Source organism: Mycobacterium sp. EPa45, assembly GCF_001021385.1.
Lineage (GTDB): Bacteria > Actinomycetota > Actinomycetes > Mycobacteriales > Mycobacteriaceae > Mycobacterium.
Genome location: NZ_CP011773.1, coordinates 537,062 through 555,155, shown reverse-complemented (window position 1 = coordinate 555,155; position 18,094 = coordinate 537,062). Strand labels below are relative to the sequence as shown.

Sequence of the window (18,094 nt, the reverse complement as noted above, 5' to 3'; positions counted from 1 at the left end):
CCGATACCGTGGAGCGATGACATCGCGAAGCTTGCTAGAAGGTCAGGGCATCCGTCAGATCACGGGCGGCCTCGGCACGCTGGACCGCGAGGTCTTCGAGGCCGTTGCTGAGTCGCCGAGCCTGCTGCTGGACAAGGCCATGCCCATCCTCACCCGCGCAGCAGACCGCTCCAAGCTGTGGTTCGCGATCGCGGCGGTCCTGGCCGCGACGGGTTCACCGTCAGCCCGCCGGGGCGCAGGCCGGGGGGTGATCACGCTGGGCATCACCAGCCTGGTGACCAATCAGGGCGCCAAGCGGGTGTGGAAGCGCGCGCGTCCCAACCGCACGCTGGTGCCGCTGGTCCGACGGTCACGCCGAGTACCTACCTCGAACTCGCTGCCCTCCGGGCATTCGGCCAGCGCAGCCGCCTTCGCCGTCGCCGTCGGCCTGGAGAATCCCCCGCTGGGCCTGGGCCTGGCTCTGCTGGCCGGGTTGGTCGGTCTATCCCGGGTGGCCACCGGAGCTCACTACCCCGGCGACGTGTTCGCCGGATTCGGCATCGGCGCTGGGATCGCCGTACTGGGCGGCCGGCTGGTTCCGCCGATCGTGCCGGCCAAGCTGCCCTCGACCGAACCGCTGGTGATCGATACCCCGGAGCGTCCCGAGGGCGACGGCGTCGTGCTCGTCATCAATCCGGCCTCGGGCAGCGGCAACGGGACCCGGGTCATCGACGAGGTCCGCGAAAAGCTGCCGAAGGCGGAGATCGTCGAACTCGGCGAGGACGACAACCCGGACGAAGTCTTGCGTGAGGCCGCCCAACGCGCCGAGGTGCTCGGAGTGGGCGGCGGTGACGGGACGGTCGCGTGCGCCGCGGGGGTGGCGATAGCAGAAGGGCTACCCCTGGCGGTCTTTCCCGCCGGGACCTTCAACCACTTCGCCAAGGACATCGGCTGCGACACCGTCGAGCGGACGGTCACGGCGATCCGTTCCGGCAGCGTGTCCTGTGTGGATCTGGTCTGCCTCAACGAGGACCAGATGGTGATCAACACTGCCAGCATCGGCGCCTACCCGTTGTTCGTTCAGACCCGGGAGAAGCTCGAGCACAAGATCGGCAAGCCGTTGGCGGGCATGTACGCGATGTTGCACGCGCTGCGTAAGGGCACACCGGTCCGAATCCGGTACGACAACAAGACTATTCAGACGTCGTTGTTCTTCCTGGGCAACTCCGTCTATCTGCCGTCGGGTTTCGCTCCGGCTCGGCGGACCCGCATGGACGACGGCCTGATCGACGTCCGCATCCTGGAAACCGGCAAGCGACTGAGCCGCCTGCGCATCCTCGCCGCGGTGACGCTCGGGCGCCTGGAACGCAGCCCGCTGTACCACGAGATCCAAGCACCGGAGTTCTCGTTCGAGGCTGTTGACGGCCCGACGCCAATGGCCCGCGACGGCGAGGTCGGCGACGACTACGAAAAGGCGTCGTTCAGCGCGAAGTATCGAGTGCTTCCCGTGTTTCGGCCGCTGAACTGAGCCCACGCGGCGGCACCAGCCGTACACAGAGCAGGAAGTAGACGTAGCCGAGGGCCCAGCCGGCCAGCACGTCAGACGGGTGATGGACGTTGAGCACCACCCGCGCCACTCCGACGACGAGGACCAACGCGCCCCCTACGACGGCCAGCACCAGCCTGAGCCGCTGGCTCAGGTGCGGCCACAGCACCGTGAGCAGGGCGAGCACGCCGACCATCACACCCAGTGCGTGCCCGGACGGAAACGACGTCGACGATCCGTGGGCCAGCGCCGTCGCCGGCCGCGGCCGGCCGGCAAGGTACTTCGCACCTTCGGTGACGGCGCCCATCAGTCCGATGCTGATCACCAAGAACAGCGCGGTGGCCACTTTGCGGCGCACCAACGCGACGATGACCAACACCAGCGCGACCACCCGAAAGCCATTCGGCCCGAACACCGCGCAGAACACCACCCAGAACGACACCCAGCTCGGGCGCGAGGCACCGATATTGTGGAACGCCTGCAGCAGGTCGGTGTCGACGGCATCCAGCCACGCCCAGCTCAGGGCGTACCCGACCCACATCGTCGCGTAGACGGCCACAGCGACGACGAGCGACGCGATCAGCCATGTTTTTTTCGATGCCATCTCTTCTTGAGTACCACGGGAGTCTGGCACGATCGTCGGCGTGGCCGTCTTCCTACGACGATTGTTCGGCATCGGTGCGCTTCCACGCGCGATGCGCGAGGAGTTCGAGCGCGAGGGCATCATCTATCTCGCCGAATATGTCGCGGTGAGCCGCCGGTTCAGCGGCAAGGTACCGGGCCTGCGAGCCAGTGGAGCATTCGCAAGCTATGTCGGATCAGTGGTGTTCACCTCGCAGCGTGCCGTCGCGACGTTGTCGAGTTTTCCCAAAGTGGCCGGGCGCACGATGGACCTCCCCTGGAGTGATCACCGAGAGGGCGCCGTCAGGGTCGAAATATCAGGCAGTGGAGTCACTTTGGACCTCGATGTCGCCGATGTCGATCCACAGTTCAGCGGTCACTTGTCATTGTCGTACAAGGTGGCCATCCCCGACGACGTGCTGAGTCGACTGCCAGCTCGACAGTTGTCATTCGATGTGCCGCCGGAATACGTCTACCGCGCGGTCGGAGTGCCACACAACCCGTGACGTGCACCCTGACCTGGATTCCGGCTGTGGAAAACCCTTGCGCCCGACGCCGGATGCGGGCACCGTCACCCGGCGGGGCAAGCTAGACCCGTGAGAGCTGAACGGAGGCATTCGTGAGCCGGGACAACCTGCTGATCGTCCACTGGCATGATCTGGGCCGTTGCCTGGGTGTCTACGGATATCCGGGGGTGTCGAGCCCGCGCCTGGACCAGCTCGCCTCCGAGGGCATTCTGTTCACCCGCGCGCACGCCACCGCTCCGTTGTGTTCCCCGGCGCGCGGATCCCTCTTCACCGGCCGCTATCCGCACAGCAACGGACTGGTCGGCTTGGCGCATCACGGTTTCGAATACCGCGCCGGGGTGCGTACCCTGCCCCATATTCTCCATGAGAATGGTTGGTACTCAGCACTTTTCGGCATGCAACACGAAACATCGTTCCCGGCGCGACTGGGGTACGACGAGTTCGACGTGTCCAACTCCTACTGCGAATATGTCGTCGAACGCGCTCAGGAGTGGCTGACCGAGAGCGCGCCACTGGCGCAGGTCAACCCCTTCCTGCTGACCGCCGGGTTCTTCGAAACCCACCGGCCGTATCCACATGATCGCTACGAGCCGGCTGATACCGCCGACGTCGACGTTCCCGATTTCCTCCCCGACACCCCTGAGGTACGGGGTGACCTCGCGGACTTCTACGGCTCGATTGCCGTCGCCGACGCCGCGGTCGGCCGCTTGCTGGACACTCTCGACGACACGGGACTGGCTGCCAACACCTGGGTGGTGTTCCTGACCGACCACGGGCCGGCGTTCCCGCGCGCGAAGTCCACCCTCTACGACGCCGGGACGGGGATCGCGACGATCATCCGGCCGCCACGGCGGCTCCAGAACGCACCACTGGTTTACGACGAGCTGTTCAGTGGCGTCGACCTGATGCCGACCCTGCTGGACCTGGTCGGCATCGGCCCCGGCGAGGATGTCGAAGGACTGTCGCACGCCGCCAATCTGCTTGCCGGGCAGCATAATACCGTCCGCGATCACGTATACACCGAGAAGACGTATCACGACTCCTACGACCCCATCCGCGCGATCCGCACCAAGAAGTACAGCTACATCGAAAATTACGCGCAACGACCACTGCTGGACCTGCCGCTGGATATCGAGGAAAGCCCATCAGGGCACGCAGTAGAACCATTCATCAACGGCCCTCGCCCGGCCCGCGAGCTCTACGACCTCGAGGCCGACCCGGCCGAGTCGATCAATCTGCTGACGGCCGGCGCGAGTGAGGAAGTCGAGACCATCGCCGAGGAGCTCGCGGTCCGCCTGAACGATTGGCGCCAGAAGACCGGCGACGCCATTCCGTCTGAGTTCGCCGGCACCCGTATCGCAGCCCGCTACACCGAAACTTATTTCGAGATCCACGGCTTTACCCTGACGAGCAGATCGGCTGTCGCCTCGGAACGAGGTTTAGAAGATGAAATCGGCTTCCCGCAATAGTTTTCGTCAGTGGGAGTTTAAATTCTGACGTCGGCGTCGACGTATCAGTGCTATTAGGCTTCAGCTCATGCCCGATCATCCGACCGCCTACCTCGTACTCGCCTCCCAGCGAAGCGGCAGCACGCTGCTGGTCGAGTCGTTGCGAGCCACCGGCGTCGCCGGAGAACCCCAGGAGTTCTTCCAGTACCTGCCGACCACCAGCATGTCGCCGCAGCCCAGGGAGTGGTTTGCCGACACCGATGACGAATCGATTCTGCGATTGCTCGATCCGATCGTCGAAGGCAAGCCGGACCTGGCCCCGGCGGAAATCTGGCGGGACTACATCCGCACTGTCGGCCGCACTCCCAACGGCATCTGGGGCGGCAAACTGATGTGGAACCAAACCCCGCTGTTGCTCAGCCGCGCCAAGGACCTGCCGGCGCGGTCAGGGTCGGGTCTGCTGTCGGCCATCCGCGACGTCGTCGGCAGCGATCCGGTACTGATCCACGTCTACCGCCCGGACGTGATCTCCCAAGCGGTGTCGTTCTGGCGAGCGGTCCAGACCCGAGTCTGGCGGGGCCGACCCGATCCGGTGCGTGACGCCAGAGCCGAATACCACGCCAGGGCGATCGCCTACGTGGTGCAGATGCTCCGCGAGCAGGAGGAAGGCTGGCGCAACTGGTTCGCCGAGGAGGACGTCCATCCCATCGACGTTCCCTATCCGGTGTTGTGGCGCAACCTGACTGACGTCGTCGGCCAGATCCTCGAAGCGCTCGGACTGGACCGCAGACTCGCGCCCGCACCCGTCCTGGAGCGCCAGGCGGATCAGCGCTCCGACGAATGGGTAGACCGCTACCGTGCCGATGCAGAAAGAGAGGGCCTGCCGACATGACCGCGGAAGCCACCACCGTGGACACCACCCACGTCGACGAATTGCGGCTGCTGGAAGCCGAATCCGTGCACATCATCCGGGAAGTCGTCGCCGAGCTTCAGCGCCCGGTGCTGCTGTTCTCTGCCGGTAAGGACTCGATTGTCCTGTTGCGGTTGGCGGAGAAGGCATTTCGTCCCTCTCCCCTGCCCTTTCCGGTGCTACACGTCGACACTGGGCACAACTTCGACGAGGTCATCGAGTTCCGGGATCGCCGGGTCACCGGTGAGGGCCACAAATTGATCGTCGCTTCGGTGCAGGAGTCGATCGACACCGGCCGGGTCGCCGACCCGGGACCCGGTGCGTCCCGGAACCGTCAGCAGACCCGCACCTTGCTCGACGCCCTGGAGGCCGGCGAATTCGACGCCGCATTCGGCGGCGCACGTCGCGACGAGGAGCGAGCCCGGGCCAAGGAGCGGATCCTGAGCTTCCGCGACGAGTTCGGTCAGTGGGATCCACGCGCCCAACGCCCCGAGCCCTGGTCGCTCTACAACGGGCGCATCAAGAAGGGCGAGCAGGTTCGGGTCTTCCCGCTGAGCAACTGGACCGAGCTGGACATCTGGCGCTACATCGAGCTCGAGGACCTCGAGCTACCGTCGATCTACTTCGCCCACGAGCGTGAAGTTTTCGAACGCGACGGCATCCTGCTGGCGGTGTCCGAATACGCCCAGCCGCAGGGTGACGAACGCTCCCGGGTCGAATGGGTCCGTTACCGCACTGTCGGCGATCTGACCATCACCGGAGCGGTGCGCTCCGAAGCCACCGGTATCGACGGCGTCATTGCTGAAATCTCAGCCGCGACGGTCTCAGAGCGCGGCGAGACCCGCGCCGACGACCGCACGTCGGTCGCCGCCATGGAAGACCGCAAACGCGAAGGTTATTTCTGATGACATCGGCGACACGTCAGCTGCTGAGAATCGCGACCGCAGGCTCAGTCGACGACGGTAAGAGCACCCTGATCGGCAGGCTGCTGCACGACACCGACAGCCTGCCGCTCGACCACCTCGAGGCGGTCACCGACGAGGAGGGCGTGGCCGACCTGGCCGCGTTGTCCGACGGTCTGCGTGCCGAACGCGAGCAGGGCATCACGATTGATGTTGCCTACCGGTTCTTTTCGACAGACACCCGCAGCTACATCCTCGCCGACACCCCCGGCCATGAGCGCTACACCCGCAACATGTTCACCGGCGCATCCAATGCCCATGTCGCGATCCTGCTCGTCGACGCTCGCGCGGGTGTCCTCCGGCAGACCCGGCGGCATGCCCGAATCGCCAAGCTCGTGGGCATCAAGCACTTCGTGGCCACAATCAACAAGATTGACCTCGTCGGCTTCGACCAGGCGCGGTTCAGTGAGGTCGAAGATCAGTTGCGGCAGTTGTCGGCTCGTCTGGGTGGCCTCGATCTGACGGTCATTCCGATTGCGGCCAAGCATGGCGACAATGTCGTGCACCGGTCGACGCAGACGCCCTGGTATGACGGGCCGACGCTGCTGGAGTACCTGGAGCAGGTGGAGTTGTCGGCGCCACAGGCCGAGCAGCGCCGGCTCCGGCTGCCCATTCAGTGGGTGTCGCGACCGACTGCCGAGCAACGCCGCCGATACACCGGGCGGCTCTCCGCCGGCACGCTGACAGTCGGCGATCCGGTCATTTCGCTTCCATCCGGCACTCGTTCGGTAGTGACCGCCGTCGATACCCTCGATGATGCGCGAACGACTGCCGTTGCCCCACTGTCGGTTTCGGTAGAACTCGCCGATGACATCGACGTCGGACGCGGCGATGTTCTGGTCAGCGGACTCGATGACGCGAACCTGCCGACCCTGGCGCGCGAACTGGACGCCACCGTGTGCTGGTTCACCGACACGCCGCTGCGGGCCGGCGACCGGGTGGCACTCAAGCAGGGCACGCGGACGGTGCGGGCCACCGTCCAGTCGTTGCACAGCCGCCTGGACCCCGAGACCCTCGACGAGCTCGACGGCCCAGTTGAGCTGGCCATCAACGACATCGGTTCGATCACGCTGCGCACCAGCTCGATCGTGGTGGCCGACCCTTACGTCGAGGACCGCGACAACGGCGCCTTCATCCTGATCGACGAGCGCTCGAACGACACCGTCGGCGCCGGCACGATCCTCGAGGCTCGTGAAGTCAAGCCGGGTGAGCAGACCCGCAATGACATCAAATGGCACCCATCCTCACTGGATCGTGAATTCCGCTGGAATGCAACGCAACAACGCGGCGCAACGATCTGGTTCACGGGCCTGCCCGCATCGGGCAAATCGACCCTGGCCGTCGCCGTCGAACGCGCACTCGTCGAGTCGGGTCAGGTGGCCTACCTGCTCGACGGCGACAACATCCGTCACGGCCTGTCCGACGACCTCGGTTTCTCAGCCGGTGACCGTGCCGAAAACATCCGCAGGGTTGGTCATCTCACCCGGTTGTTCGCCGACTCGGGAGTCGTCGCGCTCGCGTCGTTGGTGTCGCCGTTGAAGTCGGACCGTGACATCGCGCGCGCCCTCAACGACGCGGCCAAGCTGCCCTTCATCGAAGTGTGGGTGTCCACACCGGTGAGCGAATGCGAAAAGCGTGACCCCAAAGGGCTGTACAAGCGGGCACGTGCCGGTGAGCTGAAGGGGCTGACCGGCGTGGATGGCCCCTATGAGCCACCCGAGGACGCCGACCTGGTGGTCGACACCACCGGCGCCGACATCGACGATCTGGTCAAACAGGTGCTGGCGTTGCTCGACGAGAAACGTCAGCCTCGCACCTGAGCAACGACTCGACGCCACCTCGCCGCACACCGACCACCACATACACAGCGCTTTCCCAGCTGCGCGAAGCCTCGCCCGCCAGCAGCTTCATGCACCGTGGTGCGGTGACCGCCACCGCCGACCGCGCCGACGTGCTGGACGCTCCAGCGTCTGAGGGTTCGGCACGTGACAGGCGCCGGTGGCCGGCCGTCACCCTGACCGCGATGCTGATCGGCACCGCTGCGCTGTACCTCTGGAACCTGCCGATCAACGGCTACGGCAATACGTTCTATGCGGCGGCCGCCCAGTCCGGCGCCAAGAGCTGGGGCGCGTGGTTCTTCGGAGCGCTGGATCCCAACAACTTCATCACCGTCGACAAGCCGCCGGCCGCGCTGTGGGCGACGGGTCTGTCGGTGCGGTTGTTCGGGATGAACAGCTGGACTGTGCTCGTGCCGCAAGCCCTGATGGGCGTGGCGGCCGTTGCCCTGCTGTACGCCACCATGCGCCGCGTCATCGCCGAACCCACACGCGGTGTGATCGCGGGGTTGATCGCCGGCAGCGTGCTGGCCCTGACCCCGGCGGCCACGTTGATGTTCCGCTACAACAACCCCGACGCGCTCATGGTCCTGCTCATGATCGCGGCCGCCTACTTTCTGGTGCGCGCCCTCCCCGGAGCGTCATGGCGCTGGCTGATGCTCGTCGGCGTCGCGTTGGGACTGGCGTTCCTCACCAAAATGCTCGAAGGCCTGATGGTGCTGCCCGCCTTCGCTGCTGCGTATCTGCTGTTCGCGCCGGCGAATTGGTGGCGACGGCTGCTCCATCTGCTGGGCTGCACGGCGGCACTGGTGATTTCGGCCGGGTGGTGGGTCGCCGTCGTCCAGGTGCGGCCCGCGGACTCGCGTCCCTACATCGGTGGATCGACGAACAACACGGTTCTCGATCTCGCGTTGGGATACAACGGCGTCGACCGCATCGTCGGAGGCGGCAACGCGGTGTCGCACGGACATCCCAGCGGATGGACCACTCACGCCGGAGTACTTCGAATTCTCTCCGGCGAAATGGGCTATGAGGCGTCCTGGTTGGTGCCTGCGGTCGTCGTCGCGATCGCGGCCGGTGCATGTCTTGCGTTGCGCCGCAAGCTGAACCGCATTGAAGCCGCCGGGTTCACGATGTGGACGGTGTGGTTTGTCGTGTGCCTGACGGTGTTCAGCTACATGAGCGGCATGGTGCACCCGTACTACACCCTCGCTTTGGTGCCGGCCGCCGGTGCGTTGATCGGGCTCGCAGCCGTCCGAAGCCGATCGGCGGCCGTGTTGATGGTTCTGGCGGCCGCCGCTTGGGCCATCGTCCTGCTGCACCGCGCGCAGTTGGGGCCGTCGTGGACCCGCTGGCTCATCGGCAGTGCAGCGCTGGCGGCGGTCCTGCTGTTCGCCGCGGCGCGGACGAGATGGCCGCGGCTCACCCCCGTCGCGCTGGCCGCATCGTTGGTCGCGGGCCTCTGCGGCACCACGATGTTCTCCGTCGCCACCGCTGCCACCCCGCACAATGGATCGATCCCCAATGCCGCCCATACCGCCGACGTGTGGCCGACGGTCGGATCCCGCTTCGCGGAAACGATCATGATGGGCGCCGGTTCCAGCCGTGTCGACCCGCAGTTGGCCCAAATGCTGGCATCCGCGCACACCATGTGGTCGGCGGCCACATCCGGCTCCGAGGCGGCCGCATCGCTGGAAGTGGCGTCCAACAGCGCGGTCATGGCGATTGGCGGGTGGAGCAATGACCCGGTGCCCACCCTGGCGCAGTTCATCGACGATGTGCACGCTCAGAAGATCAGCTACTACGTCGCAAGTGGCCGGATGCGCAACCACGATCGCAACGGCGGGCAGATCGCTGACTGGGTGCAGCAGCATTACCCGCCGATGAAGGTCGGCGGCGCGACGGTATATCGCCTCGTGTGAGCCGCCCGCCCGGTTAGCATCCGAAGACAGAAGCTGACCGAAAGGCCGCGACGATGACGTCGAACGTCGACCTCCCGATCTCGGTGCCGGTACCCGATGTGCCGGGTGCCGACGCCGGTTACGAGGGATTGCCCAACCGCTCCGATCTGACCGCGCTGCAGCGGCTCACCACCGACGCCTCGGCGTTCGCCGACATCGGCCTACGCACTGCGATCGCCTCACTTGTCGGAGCGTCCATGCTCCCGACCGTTGCGAAGAGCATCGTCCGACGGTCAGACCTGCACCGCGAGCGCCGCAATCTGGGGTTCTACGCCGAATTGGCGGCCCGGCACGACCCAACGGCGTCGTTTCCGGCGCCCACCGACGTTCCCACCATCACGACCCGCCCCGCGAACCCGATCGCCCAGTACATCGCCCGCGGCAACGTCGAGAACATGCGGTTCGAGAGCAGCTTCGAACCGGTCAACCCGGACATGCGTAAGCAGTGGAAACGGCTGGAGCGCAACAATGTTGTGTGGGCGCAGCACTGGCGGCACGACGACGGTCCGCGGCCGACGTTGTGCGTGATCCACGGCTTCATGGGTTCGCCCTATCTGTTCAACGGACTGTTCTTCTCGCTGCCGTGGTTCTACAGAACCGGATACGACGTGCTGCTTTACACGCTGCCATTCCATGGTCGACGCGCCGAAAAGGGCTCGCCCTTCAGCGGATACGGCTTCTTCTCGCAGGGCATGGCCGGCTTCGCCGAGACGATGGCCCAGGCCGTGCACGACTTCCGGTCGGTCTTGAACTGGTTGCGCGACAACGGCGTCGAGCGCATCGCGCTCACCGGAATGTCGTTGGGCGGCTACACCTCGGCACTGGTCGCTTCGGCCGACGACAGGCTGGAGGCGGTGATCCCCAATGTTCCGGTGGTGACCCCGGAATCGACGTTCGACGAGTGGTGGCCGGCCAACAAACTGATCGAATTGGGCCGCAAGTTCGGCACCATCGGTCGCGATGAGTCGGCGGCCGCGTCGGCCTACCACTGCGCGCTGAACTACGAACCGCTGGTGCCGAAGGACCGACGGCTGATCATCACCGGTCTCGGCGATCGGCTGGCGCCGCCCGAGCAGGCCGAGGCGCTCTGGGAACATTGGGATCGTTGCGCGCTGCACTGGTTTCCGGGCAACCACATCTTGCACGTCAGCCAACCGGAGTACCTGCGCCGCATCAACCGGTTCCTGCGCCCGGTGATGTGGGACTAGCGTTTGACGGCACTCACCAAGGTGACGCCGGCCAGCATGTTGGCCGCCTCGCCATCCGCGGACTCGACCGAACGCCCGACGCTCTCGAGGTAGTCGATCAGCGTCATGTCTTCGGCCGTCCACCCGCGCTCGCCGAACCACTGCGCCGCTGGCGCGTGCTGCTCGTTGTAGACCAACTGCCACCACTGGCCACGCTCGTCGTCGACGGACTTCGCCTCGTGAACCTTCTCGCGAAATACGTTGCGATCCATCGGCCTGCCCTCCTCGACGGCCACGTGGCTGCCCGGACCAGCGAGCGCGTCAATGCCGGTGAACAGTTGCTCTTGCGCGCTGGCGGGTAGATAGATCAGCAGGCCTTCGGCTATCCACGCCGACGGCTGGTCGGCTCGGAAGCCGCTGTCACGCAGGGCTTGTGGCCAGTCGTCGCGAAGGTCGACCGCGATCTCCCGACGCTCGGCCGTCGCGGTGGCACCGTGCGCGGCCAGAGCCTCGCGTTTGAAGTCCAGAACCTGCGGCTGGTCAAGTTCGTAGACGGTCGTGCCGGGCGCCCAGTCCAGCCGGTAGGCGCGGGAATCGAGGCCGGCGGCCAGTAGAACGATCTGGCGCACGCCGGCCTGCGCGGCGGCGCGGAAGTACGTGTCGAAGTAACGGGTCCGCGCGGCTTGGAATGTGACGAAGTGCTGTCCGAACTCCGCCGTTTTCAGCGGATGGTCGGGCGCTTCGCCATCCAGCACCGCGGCCCACGGACCACCGACTGCTCGGCAGAACACTTCCGCGAACGGGTCGACGGCCAGCGGATCGGGTTTCTGGGCCTCGAGCGCTCGGGCGGCCGCGACGAACAATGCCGTCGAGCCGACGCTGGTGGTGATGTCCCAGGTGTCGTTGTCAGTTCGCACTGCCGCGAGGGTACCCGCGGAGCCTGGCAATGGTCAGTGTGAGGGAATCTGAATGTCGGAGAACAGGACTCGAACACCACCGGTTGACAGTCGCGCCATCGCCTCGAAGAATGCGCCCGCCTCCGGGGTGGTCACCGCCGCGCTGGCGGCAGCGTAGTCCGGGTAGTACAGGTCGATCATCCGGTAGGCCGGCGTGGGTGAGCCGTCCTCCTTCGGCCATACCTTCGAGGTCTCGAATCGAATGTGCCCGGGAATCCTTCGGGCGGCTTCGAGCTGCTCGGCCTGATAGGCCGCCTCGAAGGCGTCCGAATCGGTGGGGTTGTCGTAGATGACCGTGATCTTCGTTTCCGGCACCTGATCTCCTCTGAGGTTTGGCGTGCCAGCTCAGTATCACCGGTCAGCCGCCGTAGCGATACCCGGGCGGCCCGGCAGCGCTCAGACCAGCGGCCGGCCGGTGCGGATGCGCCGATCCACGTCGCGCAGAAGGAGATTGAACGGAAATTCGCGGATGACTCGCGGGGTCAGGTTGTTGACGAACCGGATGCGTGCCATCAAACGGTCGAACTTGCGCTGCTTGTCCACGTTCCACTCGAGTTGCATCTCATCGCGGAAGCGCTGAGGCAGGAACCCCGTGGTGATGAGCAGATTGAACTGTTCGAGGGTCTCCTGCAGCCGCTTCGGCAGTCGCACCCCCCGGATCCGCGACACCGCAAAGGGATACAGGTACTCGCGAATGGTGTCGTCGATGTGCAGTTTGTCCAGTGACTCCTGCCAGTACTTGTCGAACGCCGCGCGGTCGGCAGGCCACATCTCGGCGGGCACCTGAAGCGTGGTGGCCAGCGCCATGGCTTCCTGATATTGGCGGTCGGCGGTCTCGTCATCAGCCTCGCCGATGAAGATCCGGGCCACGTCGACCCCGCCCTTGTAGAGGCAGGCCGCCACCCAGAGCTGGAGGTCCTTGTCGAACGCGTTGTACTCCACCGGGCTGTCGGGCGTCGAGTACACCTGGGCGTGCGACTTGTTGACCGCGCGTCGATACGCCTTCTTCTGCTCATCGGTGCCGCGGGTGGCCACCGCGAGGTAGGTGAAGGTCGTTCGAGCCCGTTTCACCGGGTGCCGGTCGGCCCGCCCGCTCTCGACCCGGCTCTCCATCACGCCGTAGCCGACACCCGGCAAGGCCAACTCCATGATCACGTTCGCCGGGCCGGCCAACAGCGCCACACCCATCAGGCCATCGTCGAAACCCGGTCCCCACTTGCGGCGGCGCCGCGACGGCCTCGGCGGCTCACTGACCGGGCGATCGACGTGACTGATGACGGGTTCACGGATCACCACGGCGCGCCACCTATCAAAATCTGACAACGATTGTTTCCGAATATTGCCGCCCCGGCCGTAGCAATGTCAAGATGGGCTAATGACGCAGGCACGCCCCTACGGCGGCGTCGATGCCGCCGATCGGCTGGCCCGGCGCCGGGCGAGTCTGCTGGAGGCTGGGCTCGAACTATTGGGCAGTGACGTTGACCCCGCTGAGCTCACGGTTCGGGGCATCTGCCGCGAGGCCGGCGTGGCCACCCGATACTTCTACGAGAGCTTCGCCGATAAAGACGAGTTCGTCGCCGCGGTCTTCGACTGGGTGGTCGCCGACCTGGCAGCCACTACGCAGGCAGCGGTGGCAACGGCCCCGGTCGAGGCGCAGAACCGGGAGGCCATGGCCAACATCGTGCGGACGATCGAATTGGATCCGCGGGTGGGCCGGCTGATGTTCAGCTCGCAGCTGTCCAACACCACCGTGGTGCGCAAGCGGCAGGAATCCGGCGCGCTATTCGCGATGCTCTCGGGCCAGCATGTCGAGGCGCTGCTGCACCGGCCCGCCAACGACCGGATCAAGGCGTTCGCGCACTTCGTCGTCGGCGGCGTGGGGCAGACCATCAGCGCCTGGTTGGGCGGCGCGATCGCGCTGACCCCCACCGAACTCGCCGATCAGCTCACCGCGATCATCGACGAGCTCGGTGACCCGCGGCTGTTCCGGGACTAACCCGTGCCGATCGGCTGCTTGCGGTCAGCCGCGGTCTTGGGGGCGGTTACCGCCTCGTTCTCGCTGAATTCCCTTGTCCAACAGGCGAACTCGAGAACAATTCCGTCAGGGTCGTTGAAGTAGAAGGACCGTACGTACACCCCCGGGTGCAGCTCGCGGGTAGCGCCCTGGGGGCTGTCGTCGTGGTTGAGCACCGGCCCGACTCGCACACCCTTCTCCTTCAGCCGCTTGCGGTACTCGTCGAATTTCTCCTCCGGCACGTGGAAGGCCAGATGATTCATCGAGCCGACCGCGCTGACGATCGAGCCCAGGCCGGGCAACGCGGCAGGCAGTGTATTGCCCGCGGTGCCGTCCGGGGCCTCGGCGAACCAGAAGAACGCCACGCAGTCGCCGTTGCCGGCGTCGAAGAAGAAGTGCTGTCCCATGCCGTCGGGCAGATCCAGCGACTTGATCAGCGGCATACCCAGCACATTCGAGTAGAAATCGACCGTGCGCTCCATGTCGGAGCACACCAGCGCGATGTGGTTGATGCCCCCGAGCTCGAATTCCGGGTTGGTGTTGTGCGGCTTGATCATGGCGTGCCCCCACAGAAACTGGTCGACTCTCCCAACCGAAACTAACACCGGATTCAGCCGTGCACATCGACGCTGGCGAATATCGTCTATGAGCGATCTACCCCCGAGGAGGCCACCGACATGCCCACCCCCGGAGTCGTGCGTGAGTTCATCGGGGTTCCGTCACCCACCGCGCGCCGGGCGGGAGCCGGAGGACACCCATGCCAGGGCCTCTACCACCGAGGCGTGGGCCGCAAGCCCAAGGTCGCCGTCATCGCGACCCACTATCAGATCGACTTCTCCGAGCACTACCTCGCCGACTACCTGGCCACCCGCGGCGTCGGCTTCCTCGGCTGGAACACCCGGTTCCGGGGATTCGAGAGCAGCTTCATGCTCGACCACGCACTGGTCGACATCGGTGTCGGTGTGCACTGGCTGCGCGATGTGCAGGGTGTGGAAACGGTTGTTCTGCTCGGGAACTCAGGTGGTGGCTCGTTGATGGCGGCCTATCAATCGCAGGCTGTCGACCCCAACGTCACGCCGCTCGCAGGGATGCGGGCCGCCGCGGGGGTGACCGAACTGCCACCCGCCGACGGTTACATCGCCAGTGCCGCACATCCCGGGCGTCCCGACGTACTGACCGCCTGGATGGACGGCGCCGTCATCGACGAAAACGATCCGGTGGCAACCGATCCCACGCTCGACCTGTTCGACGAACACAATGGTCCGCCGTTCTCCGCGGACTTCCTGGCCTCCTACCGGTCCGCCCAGATCGCCCGCAACCACGCGATCACCGATTGGGCGGAAACCGAACTCAAGCGGGTGCAAGCGGCCGGCTTCTCCGACCGGCCGTTCACCGTGATGCGAACCTGGGCCGACCCTCGCATGGTGGACCCGGCCATCGAACCCACCAAACGTCAGCCCAATCTCTGCTACGCGGGTATTCCAGCCAAGGCCAACCGCTCCGCCCACGGCATCGCTGCAGCGTGCACGCTGCGCAGTTGGCTGGGCATGTGGAGCCTCAAGACAGCGCAGACCCGCGCCGAGCCGCATCTGGCCCGGGTCAGCGTCCCGGCGCTGGTGATCAACGCCGAACAGGACACCGGCGTGTTCCCGTCGGACGCCCAGCGCATCTTCGACGCGTTGGCCAGCACCGACAAGACGATGTGTTCCGTCGACACCGACCACTACTTCACCACGCCGGGAGCGCGCAGCGAGCAGGCGGACATCATCACGAAGTGGATCGCCAAACGGTGGCGGTAAGGGTCCTGGCGCATTTCCTGCCCGGCAATAACGTGCTGAATATCGTTGCCCCGGAATCAGATTGGCTCGACGTCCGTTGGTGCCACGAAGACGACGACGCGACGCTGCAGCGGGAACTGCCCGACGCCGACGTGATCTGGCATGTTCTGCGCCCACTGTCGGGTGACGACCTGCGCCGCGGACCACGATTGCGGCTGGTGCACAAGCTGGGCGCCGGGGTGAACACCATCGATGTGGAGACCGCCAGCGCGCTGGGAATCGCCGTGGCCAACATGCCCGGCGCCAACGCACCCTCGGTCGCCGAGGGCGCGGTGCTGCTGATGTTGGCCGCGTTGCGCCGGCTCCCCGCGCTGGATCAGCTGACCCGGCAAGGCCATGGCTGGCCGACGGATCCCAGCCTCGGCGAGACCGTTCGCGACATCGGCAGCTGCACCGTGGGGCTGGTGGGCTACGGCAACATCGCCAAGCGTGTCGAGCAGATCGTGCTCGCGATGGGTGGCACCGTCCTGCACACCAACACCGCCGACGACGGCACCGGCGCTTGGCGTTCGCTGCCCGACCTGCTCGCCGAAAGCGACATTGTCAGCCTGCACCTGCCGCTGACACCTGCGACGAACCAGCTGATCAGCCGGGCGGCGCTGGATGCGATGAAGCCACATGCCGTGCTGGTCAACACATCTCGTGGCGGTGTCATCGACGAGCCGGCCCTGATCGATGCGTTGCGTGACGGCAGGCTGGCCGCCGCGGGCCTTGATGTGTTCACCGAAGAACCCGTCGACGCGGACAGCCCGCTGCTGCAGCTCGACAACGTCGTGGTGACTCCGCATGTCACCTGGTTCACCGTCGACACCATGCGCCGCTACCTGAGCGAGGCTGTCGACAACTGCCGCCGTCTGTACGACGGCCGCGCCCTGGCCAACGTCGTCAACGGGAGGCAGGATGTCCGTCTCATCGACCGGTGAGAAGTCACTGGAAACGCGCGCATTGCGCAAGGTGATCGTCCGGACGGTGCCGTTTCTGATGGCGCTGTACTTCGTCAACTACCTCGACCGCACCAATCTCGGTATCGCCAAAGCCGACATCAGCGAGCACCTCCAACTCACCGCAAGCATGTTCGGCCTGGCGTCGGGCATCTTCTTCATCGGCTACGTTCTGGTCGAAGTGCCGTCCAACCTGGCCCTGGAGAGGTTCGGCGCCCGGCGCTGGCTGGCCCGCATCGCCGTGTCGTGGGGAATCGTCGCCGTCGCAATCGGATTCGCACCAAATGCACCCACCCTGCTGGCGTTGCGGTTTCTGCTCGGCGTCGCCGAAGCCGGCCTGTTCCCCGGGGTGATCTTCTATCTGACCCGCTGGTTCCCGGCCGCCTACCGTGCGCGGATCGTGGCGATGTTCATGATGGCCAGCCCCGTCGCTGCGGCGATCGGAACTCCTGTGGCGGCGTGGATGATCCAGGCCGGCGAGGGCGTACTCGGACTGGCCGGCTGGCAGTTCATGATGATCGGGGTCGGCCTGCCCGCGATCATCCTCGGCGTCATCTGCTGGTTCTATCTGACCGACCGACCGGCCGAGGCGCACTGGTTGGAGCCCAACGAACGGCAATGGCTGATCGACGTGCTGGCTGCCGAGGAACGCGAGGTCTCCGGCAGTTTCGACTTCCCGCTGCGCCGAGCGCTGACCAGCCCGCGCATCTGGCTGCTGTCCCTGGTGTACTTCGGTGTCGCCTACGGCCTGTACGCGCTGGCGTTCTTCCTGCCGTCGATCATCGCGGATTTCAAGAAGACGTTCGACGTGCACCTGTCGATCGTGCAGGTCGGCCTGATCACCGCAGTGCCCTACACCCTGGCCGCGATCGCGATGTACCTGTGGTCGCGCCACGCCGACCGCAAGGGCGAACACGTCTGGCATGTCGCGATCCCAATGGGGCTGGGCGGCTTGGCGATTCCGGTCGCGCTCTACCTGCACTCTCCGCTGCTGGTGATGATCCCGGTGTGCATCGCGGCGATGGGGGTGTTCAGTGCGATTCCCAGCTTCTGGGCGCTGCCCGCGCAGTTCCTCACCGGCGCGGCAGCCGCGGGCGGGATCGGGCTGATCAACTCGATCGGCAATCTCGGCGGCTTCGCGGCCCCGTATGCCACCGGTGCGCTGAACCAGTTCACCGGCAGCGACAAGGCAGGTATGTGGGCCGTGGGCGTCTTCATGATCATCTCCGCGGTTGTGGTGGTGGTCCTGCGCGCGACCCCTGATCGGGACAACGGCGTCGAGCGTGCGCGCAGATCGTGATTTTCAGCTGCAGAGCGATCGGTACGCACATTCGGGGGTACGCGCCGCCTGGCGGCCACATCCAACCGG

The 18,094-nt window shown here is 65.8% G+C and carries 17 protein-coding genes; 12 read left to right on the top strand and 5 right to left on the bottom strand.

The features are described 5' to 3' along the window. Nucleotides 1-16 precede the first annotated feature (16 nt). Nucleotides 17-1,507, top strand: coding sequence for a bifunctional phosphatase PAP2/diacylglycerol kinase family protein (locus AB431_RS02485; protein WP_047328613.1), 1,491 nt, complete (start codon nucleotides 17-19; stop codon nucleotides 1,505-1,507). Here AB431_RS02485 and AB431_RS02480 read toward each other — a convergent pair. Then, complete coding sequence (locus AB431_RS02480) at nucleotides 1,461-2,129, bottom strand: phosphatase PAP2 family protein (protein WP_047328612.1); 669 nt, start codon at nucleotides 2,127-2,129, stop codon at nucleotides 1,461-1,463. The two genes, AB431_RS02485 and AB431_RS02480, sit on opposite strands and share 47 nt — an antisense overlap. A 40-nt stretch (nucleotides 2,130-2,169) precedes the next feature. Between AB431_RS02480 and AB431_RS02475 the strand changes: the two genes are divergently transcribed. From AB431_RS02475 to AB431_RS02445, 7 genes are all read left to right on the top strand, one after another. Beyond that, nucleotides 2,170-2,652 (top strand): hypothetical protein, encoded by a 483-nt coding sequence (locus AB431_RS02475; protein WP_047328611.1) that lies wholly within the window; start codon nucleotides 2,170-2,172, stop codon nucleotides 2,650-2,652. A 113-nt stretch (nucleotides 2,653-2,765) separates the two neighbouring features. Beyond that, on the top strand, nucleotides 2,766-4,142 hold the full coding sequence (locus AB431_RS02470) for a sulfatase (RefSeq protein WP_047328610.1): 1,377 nt from the start codon (nucleotides 2,766-2,768) through the stop codon (nucleotides 4,140-4,142). 67 nt (nucleotides 4,143-4,209) lie between these two features. Next, nucleotides 4,210-5,013, top strand: coding sequence for a Stf0 family sulfotransferase (locus AB431_RS02465; protein WP_047328609.1), 804 nt, complete (start codon nucleotides 4,210-4,212; stop codon nucleotides 5,011-5,013). Continuing rightward, nucleotides 5,010-5,936: a sulfate adenylyltransferase subunit CysD gene (gene cysD, locus AB431_RS02460; protein WP_047328608.1), complete on the top strand. Its 927-nt coding sequence runs from the start codon at nucleotides 5,010-5,012 to the stop codon at nucleotides 5,934-5,936. Before AB431_RS02465 ends, cysD begins: the two co-directional genes overlap by 4 nt. Then, nucleotides 5,936-7,813 carry an adenylyl-sulfate kinase gene (gene cysC / locus AB431_RS02455; RefSeq protein ID WP_047328607.1) on the top strand — a complete coding sequence of 626 codons (1,878 nt, stop codon included), beginning with the start codon at nucleotides 5,936-5,938 and terminating at the stop codon, nucleotides 7,811-7,813. The genes cysD and cysC overlap by 1 nt, the downstream gene beginning before the upstream one ends. Before the next feature lie 104 nt (nucleotides 7,814-7,917). Beyond that, entirely contained in the window at nucleotides 7,918-9,750 is a 1,833-nt protein-coding gene (locus tag AB431_RS02450) for a glycosyltransferase family 39 protein (RefSeq protein WP_047333001.1), read from the top strand. A gap of 53 nt (nucleotides 9,751-9,803) precedes the next feature. Beyond that, on the top strand, nucleotides 9,804-10,997 hold the full coding sequence (locus AB431_RS02445; RefSeq protein WP_047328606.1) for an alpha/beta hydrolase: 1,194 nt from the start codon (nucleotides 9,804-9,806) through the stop codon (nucleotides 10,995-10,997). On the opposite strand, the gene AB431_RS02440 is transcribed toward AB431_RS02445, so the two are convergent. The 3 genes from AB431_RS02440 to AB431_RS02430 all read right to left on the bottom strand — a co-directional run bounded on the left by AB431_RS02440 (nucleotide 10,994) and on the right by AB431_RS02430 (nucleotide 13,228). After that, the gene (locus AB431_RS02440; RefSeq protein ID WP_047328605.1) at nucleotides 10,994-11,893 is read right to left on the bottom strand and encodes a class I SAM-dependent methyltransferase; all 900 of its coding nucleotides are present in this window, start codon (nucleotides 11,891-11,893) and stop codon (nucleotides 10,994-10,996) included. The two genes, AB431_RS02445 and AB431_RS02440, sit on opposite strands and share 4 nt — an antisense overlap. Nucleotides 11,894-11,926: 33 nt before the next feature. After that, nucleotides 11,927-12,247 (bottom strand): EthD family reductase, encoded by a 321-nt coding sequence (locus AB431_RS02435; protein WP_047328604.1) that lies wholly within the window; start codon nucleotides 12,245-12,247, stop codon nucleotides 11,927-11,929. An 81-nt stretch (nucleotides 12,248-12,328) separates the two neighbouring features. Further along, nucleotides 12,329-13,228, bottom strand: coding sequence for an oxygenase MpaB family protein (locus tag AB431_RS02430; RefSeq protein WP_047328603.1), 900 nt, complete (start codon nucleotides 13,226-13,228; stop codon nucleotides 12,329-12,331). Between the two features lie 79 nt (nucleotides 13,229-13,307). Here AB431_RS02430 and AB431_RS02425 point away from each other — a divergent pair, with 79 nt between their 5' ends. Next, the gene (locus AB431_RS02425) at nucleotides 13,308-13,928 is read left to right on the top strand and encodes a TetR/AcrR family transcriptional regulator (protein WP_047328602.1); all 621 of its coding nucleotides are present in this window, start codon (nucleotides 13,308-13,310) and stop codon (nucleotides 13,926-13,928) included. Here AB431_RS02425 and AB431_RS02420 read toward each other — a convergent pair. Next, on the bottom strand, nucleotides 13,925-14,503 hold the full coding sequence (locus tag AB431_RS02420) for a VOC family protein (protein WP_047328601.1): 579 nt from the start codon (nucleotides 14,501-14,503) through the stop codon (nucleotides 13,925-13,927). The genes AB431_RS02425 and AB431_RS02420 overlap by 4 nt on opposite strands. A 120-nt stretch (nucleotides 14,504-14,623) precedes the next feature. On the opposite strand from AB431_RS02420, the gene AB431_RS02415 reads away from it, so the two are divergent. From AB431_RS02415 to AB431_RS02405, 3 genes are read left to right on the top strand one after another with little or no spacing between them, the layout of a single operon-like run. Next, nucleotides 14,624-15,745 (top strand): alpha/beta hydrolase, encoded by a 1,122-nt coding sequence (locus AB431_RS02415; protein ID WP_047328600.1) that lies wholly within the window; start codon nucleotides 14,624-14,626, stop codon nucleotides 15,743-15,745. Continuing rightward, complete coding sequence (locus AB431_RS02410) at nucleotides 15,721-16,707, top strand: 2-hydroxyacid dehydrogenase (protein ID WP_235435807.1); 987 nt, start codon at nucleotides 15,721-15,723, stop codon at nucleotides 16,705-16,707. The genes AB431_RS02415 and AB431_RS02410 overlap by 25 nt, the downstream gene beginning before the upstream one ends. After that, complete coding sequence (locus tag AB431_RS02405) at nucleotides 16,685-18,025, top strand: MFS transporter (protein ID WP_047328598.1); 1,341 nt, start codon at nucleotides 16,685-16,687, stop codon at nucleotides 18,023-18,025. The genes AB431_RS02410 and AB431_RS02405 overlap by 23 nt, the downstream gene beginning before the upstream one ends. Nucleotides 18,026-18,094: the final 69 nt, after the last annotated feature.

Coding starts and splice junctions, on each gene's coding strand:
- AB431_RS02485 (WP_047328613.1), top strand. CDS start 17: ATGACATCGCGAAGCTTGCTAGAAGGTCAGGGCATCCGTCAGATCACG.
- AB431_RS02480 (WP_047328612.1), bottom strand. CDS start 2,129: ATGGCATCGAAAAAAACATGGCTGATCGCGTCGCTCGTCGTCGCTGTG.
- AB431_RS02465 (WP_047328609.1), top strand. CDS start 4,210: ATGCCCGATCATCCGACCGCCTACCTCGTACTCGCCTCCCAGCGAAGC.
- cysD (WP_047328608.1), top strand. CDS start 5,010: ATGACCGCGGAAGCCACCACCGTGGACACCACCCACGTCGACGAATTG.
- cysC (WP_047328607.1), top strand. CDS start 5,936: ATGACATCGGCGACACGTCAGCTGCTGAGAATCGCGACCGCAGGCTCA.
- AB431_RS02445 (WP_047328606.1), top strand. CDS start 9,804: ATGACGTCGAACGTCGACCTCCCGATCTCGGTGCCGGTACCCGATGTG.
- AB431_RS02425 (WP_047328602.1), top strand. CDS start 13,308: ATGACGCAGGCACGCCCCTACGGCGGCGTCGATGCCGCCGATCGGCTG.
- AB431_RS02420 (WP_047328601.1), bottom strand. CDS start 14,503: ATGATCAAGCCGCACAACACCAACCCGGAATTCGAGCTCGGGGGCATC.
- AB431_RS02415 (WP_047328600.1), top strand. CDS start 14,624: ATGCCCACCCCCGGAGTCGTGCGTGAGTTCATCGGGGTTCCGTCACCC.
- AB431_RS02405 (WP_047328598.1), top strand. CDS start 16,685: ATGTCCGTCTCATCGACCGGTGAGAAGTCACTGGAAACGCGCGCATTG.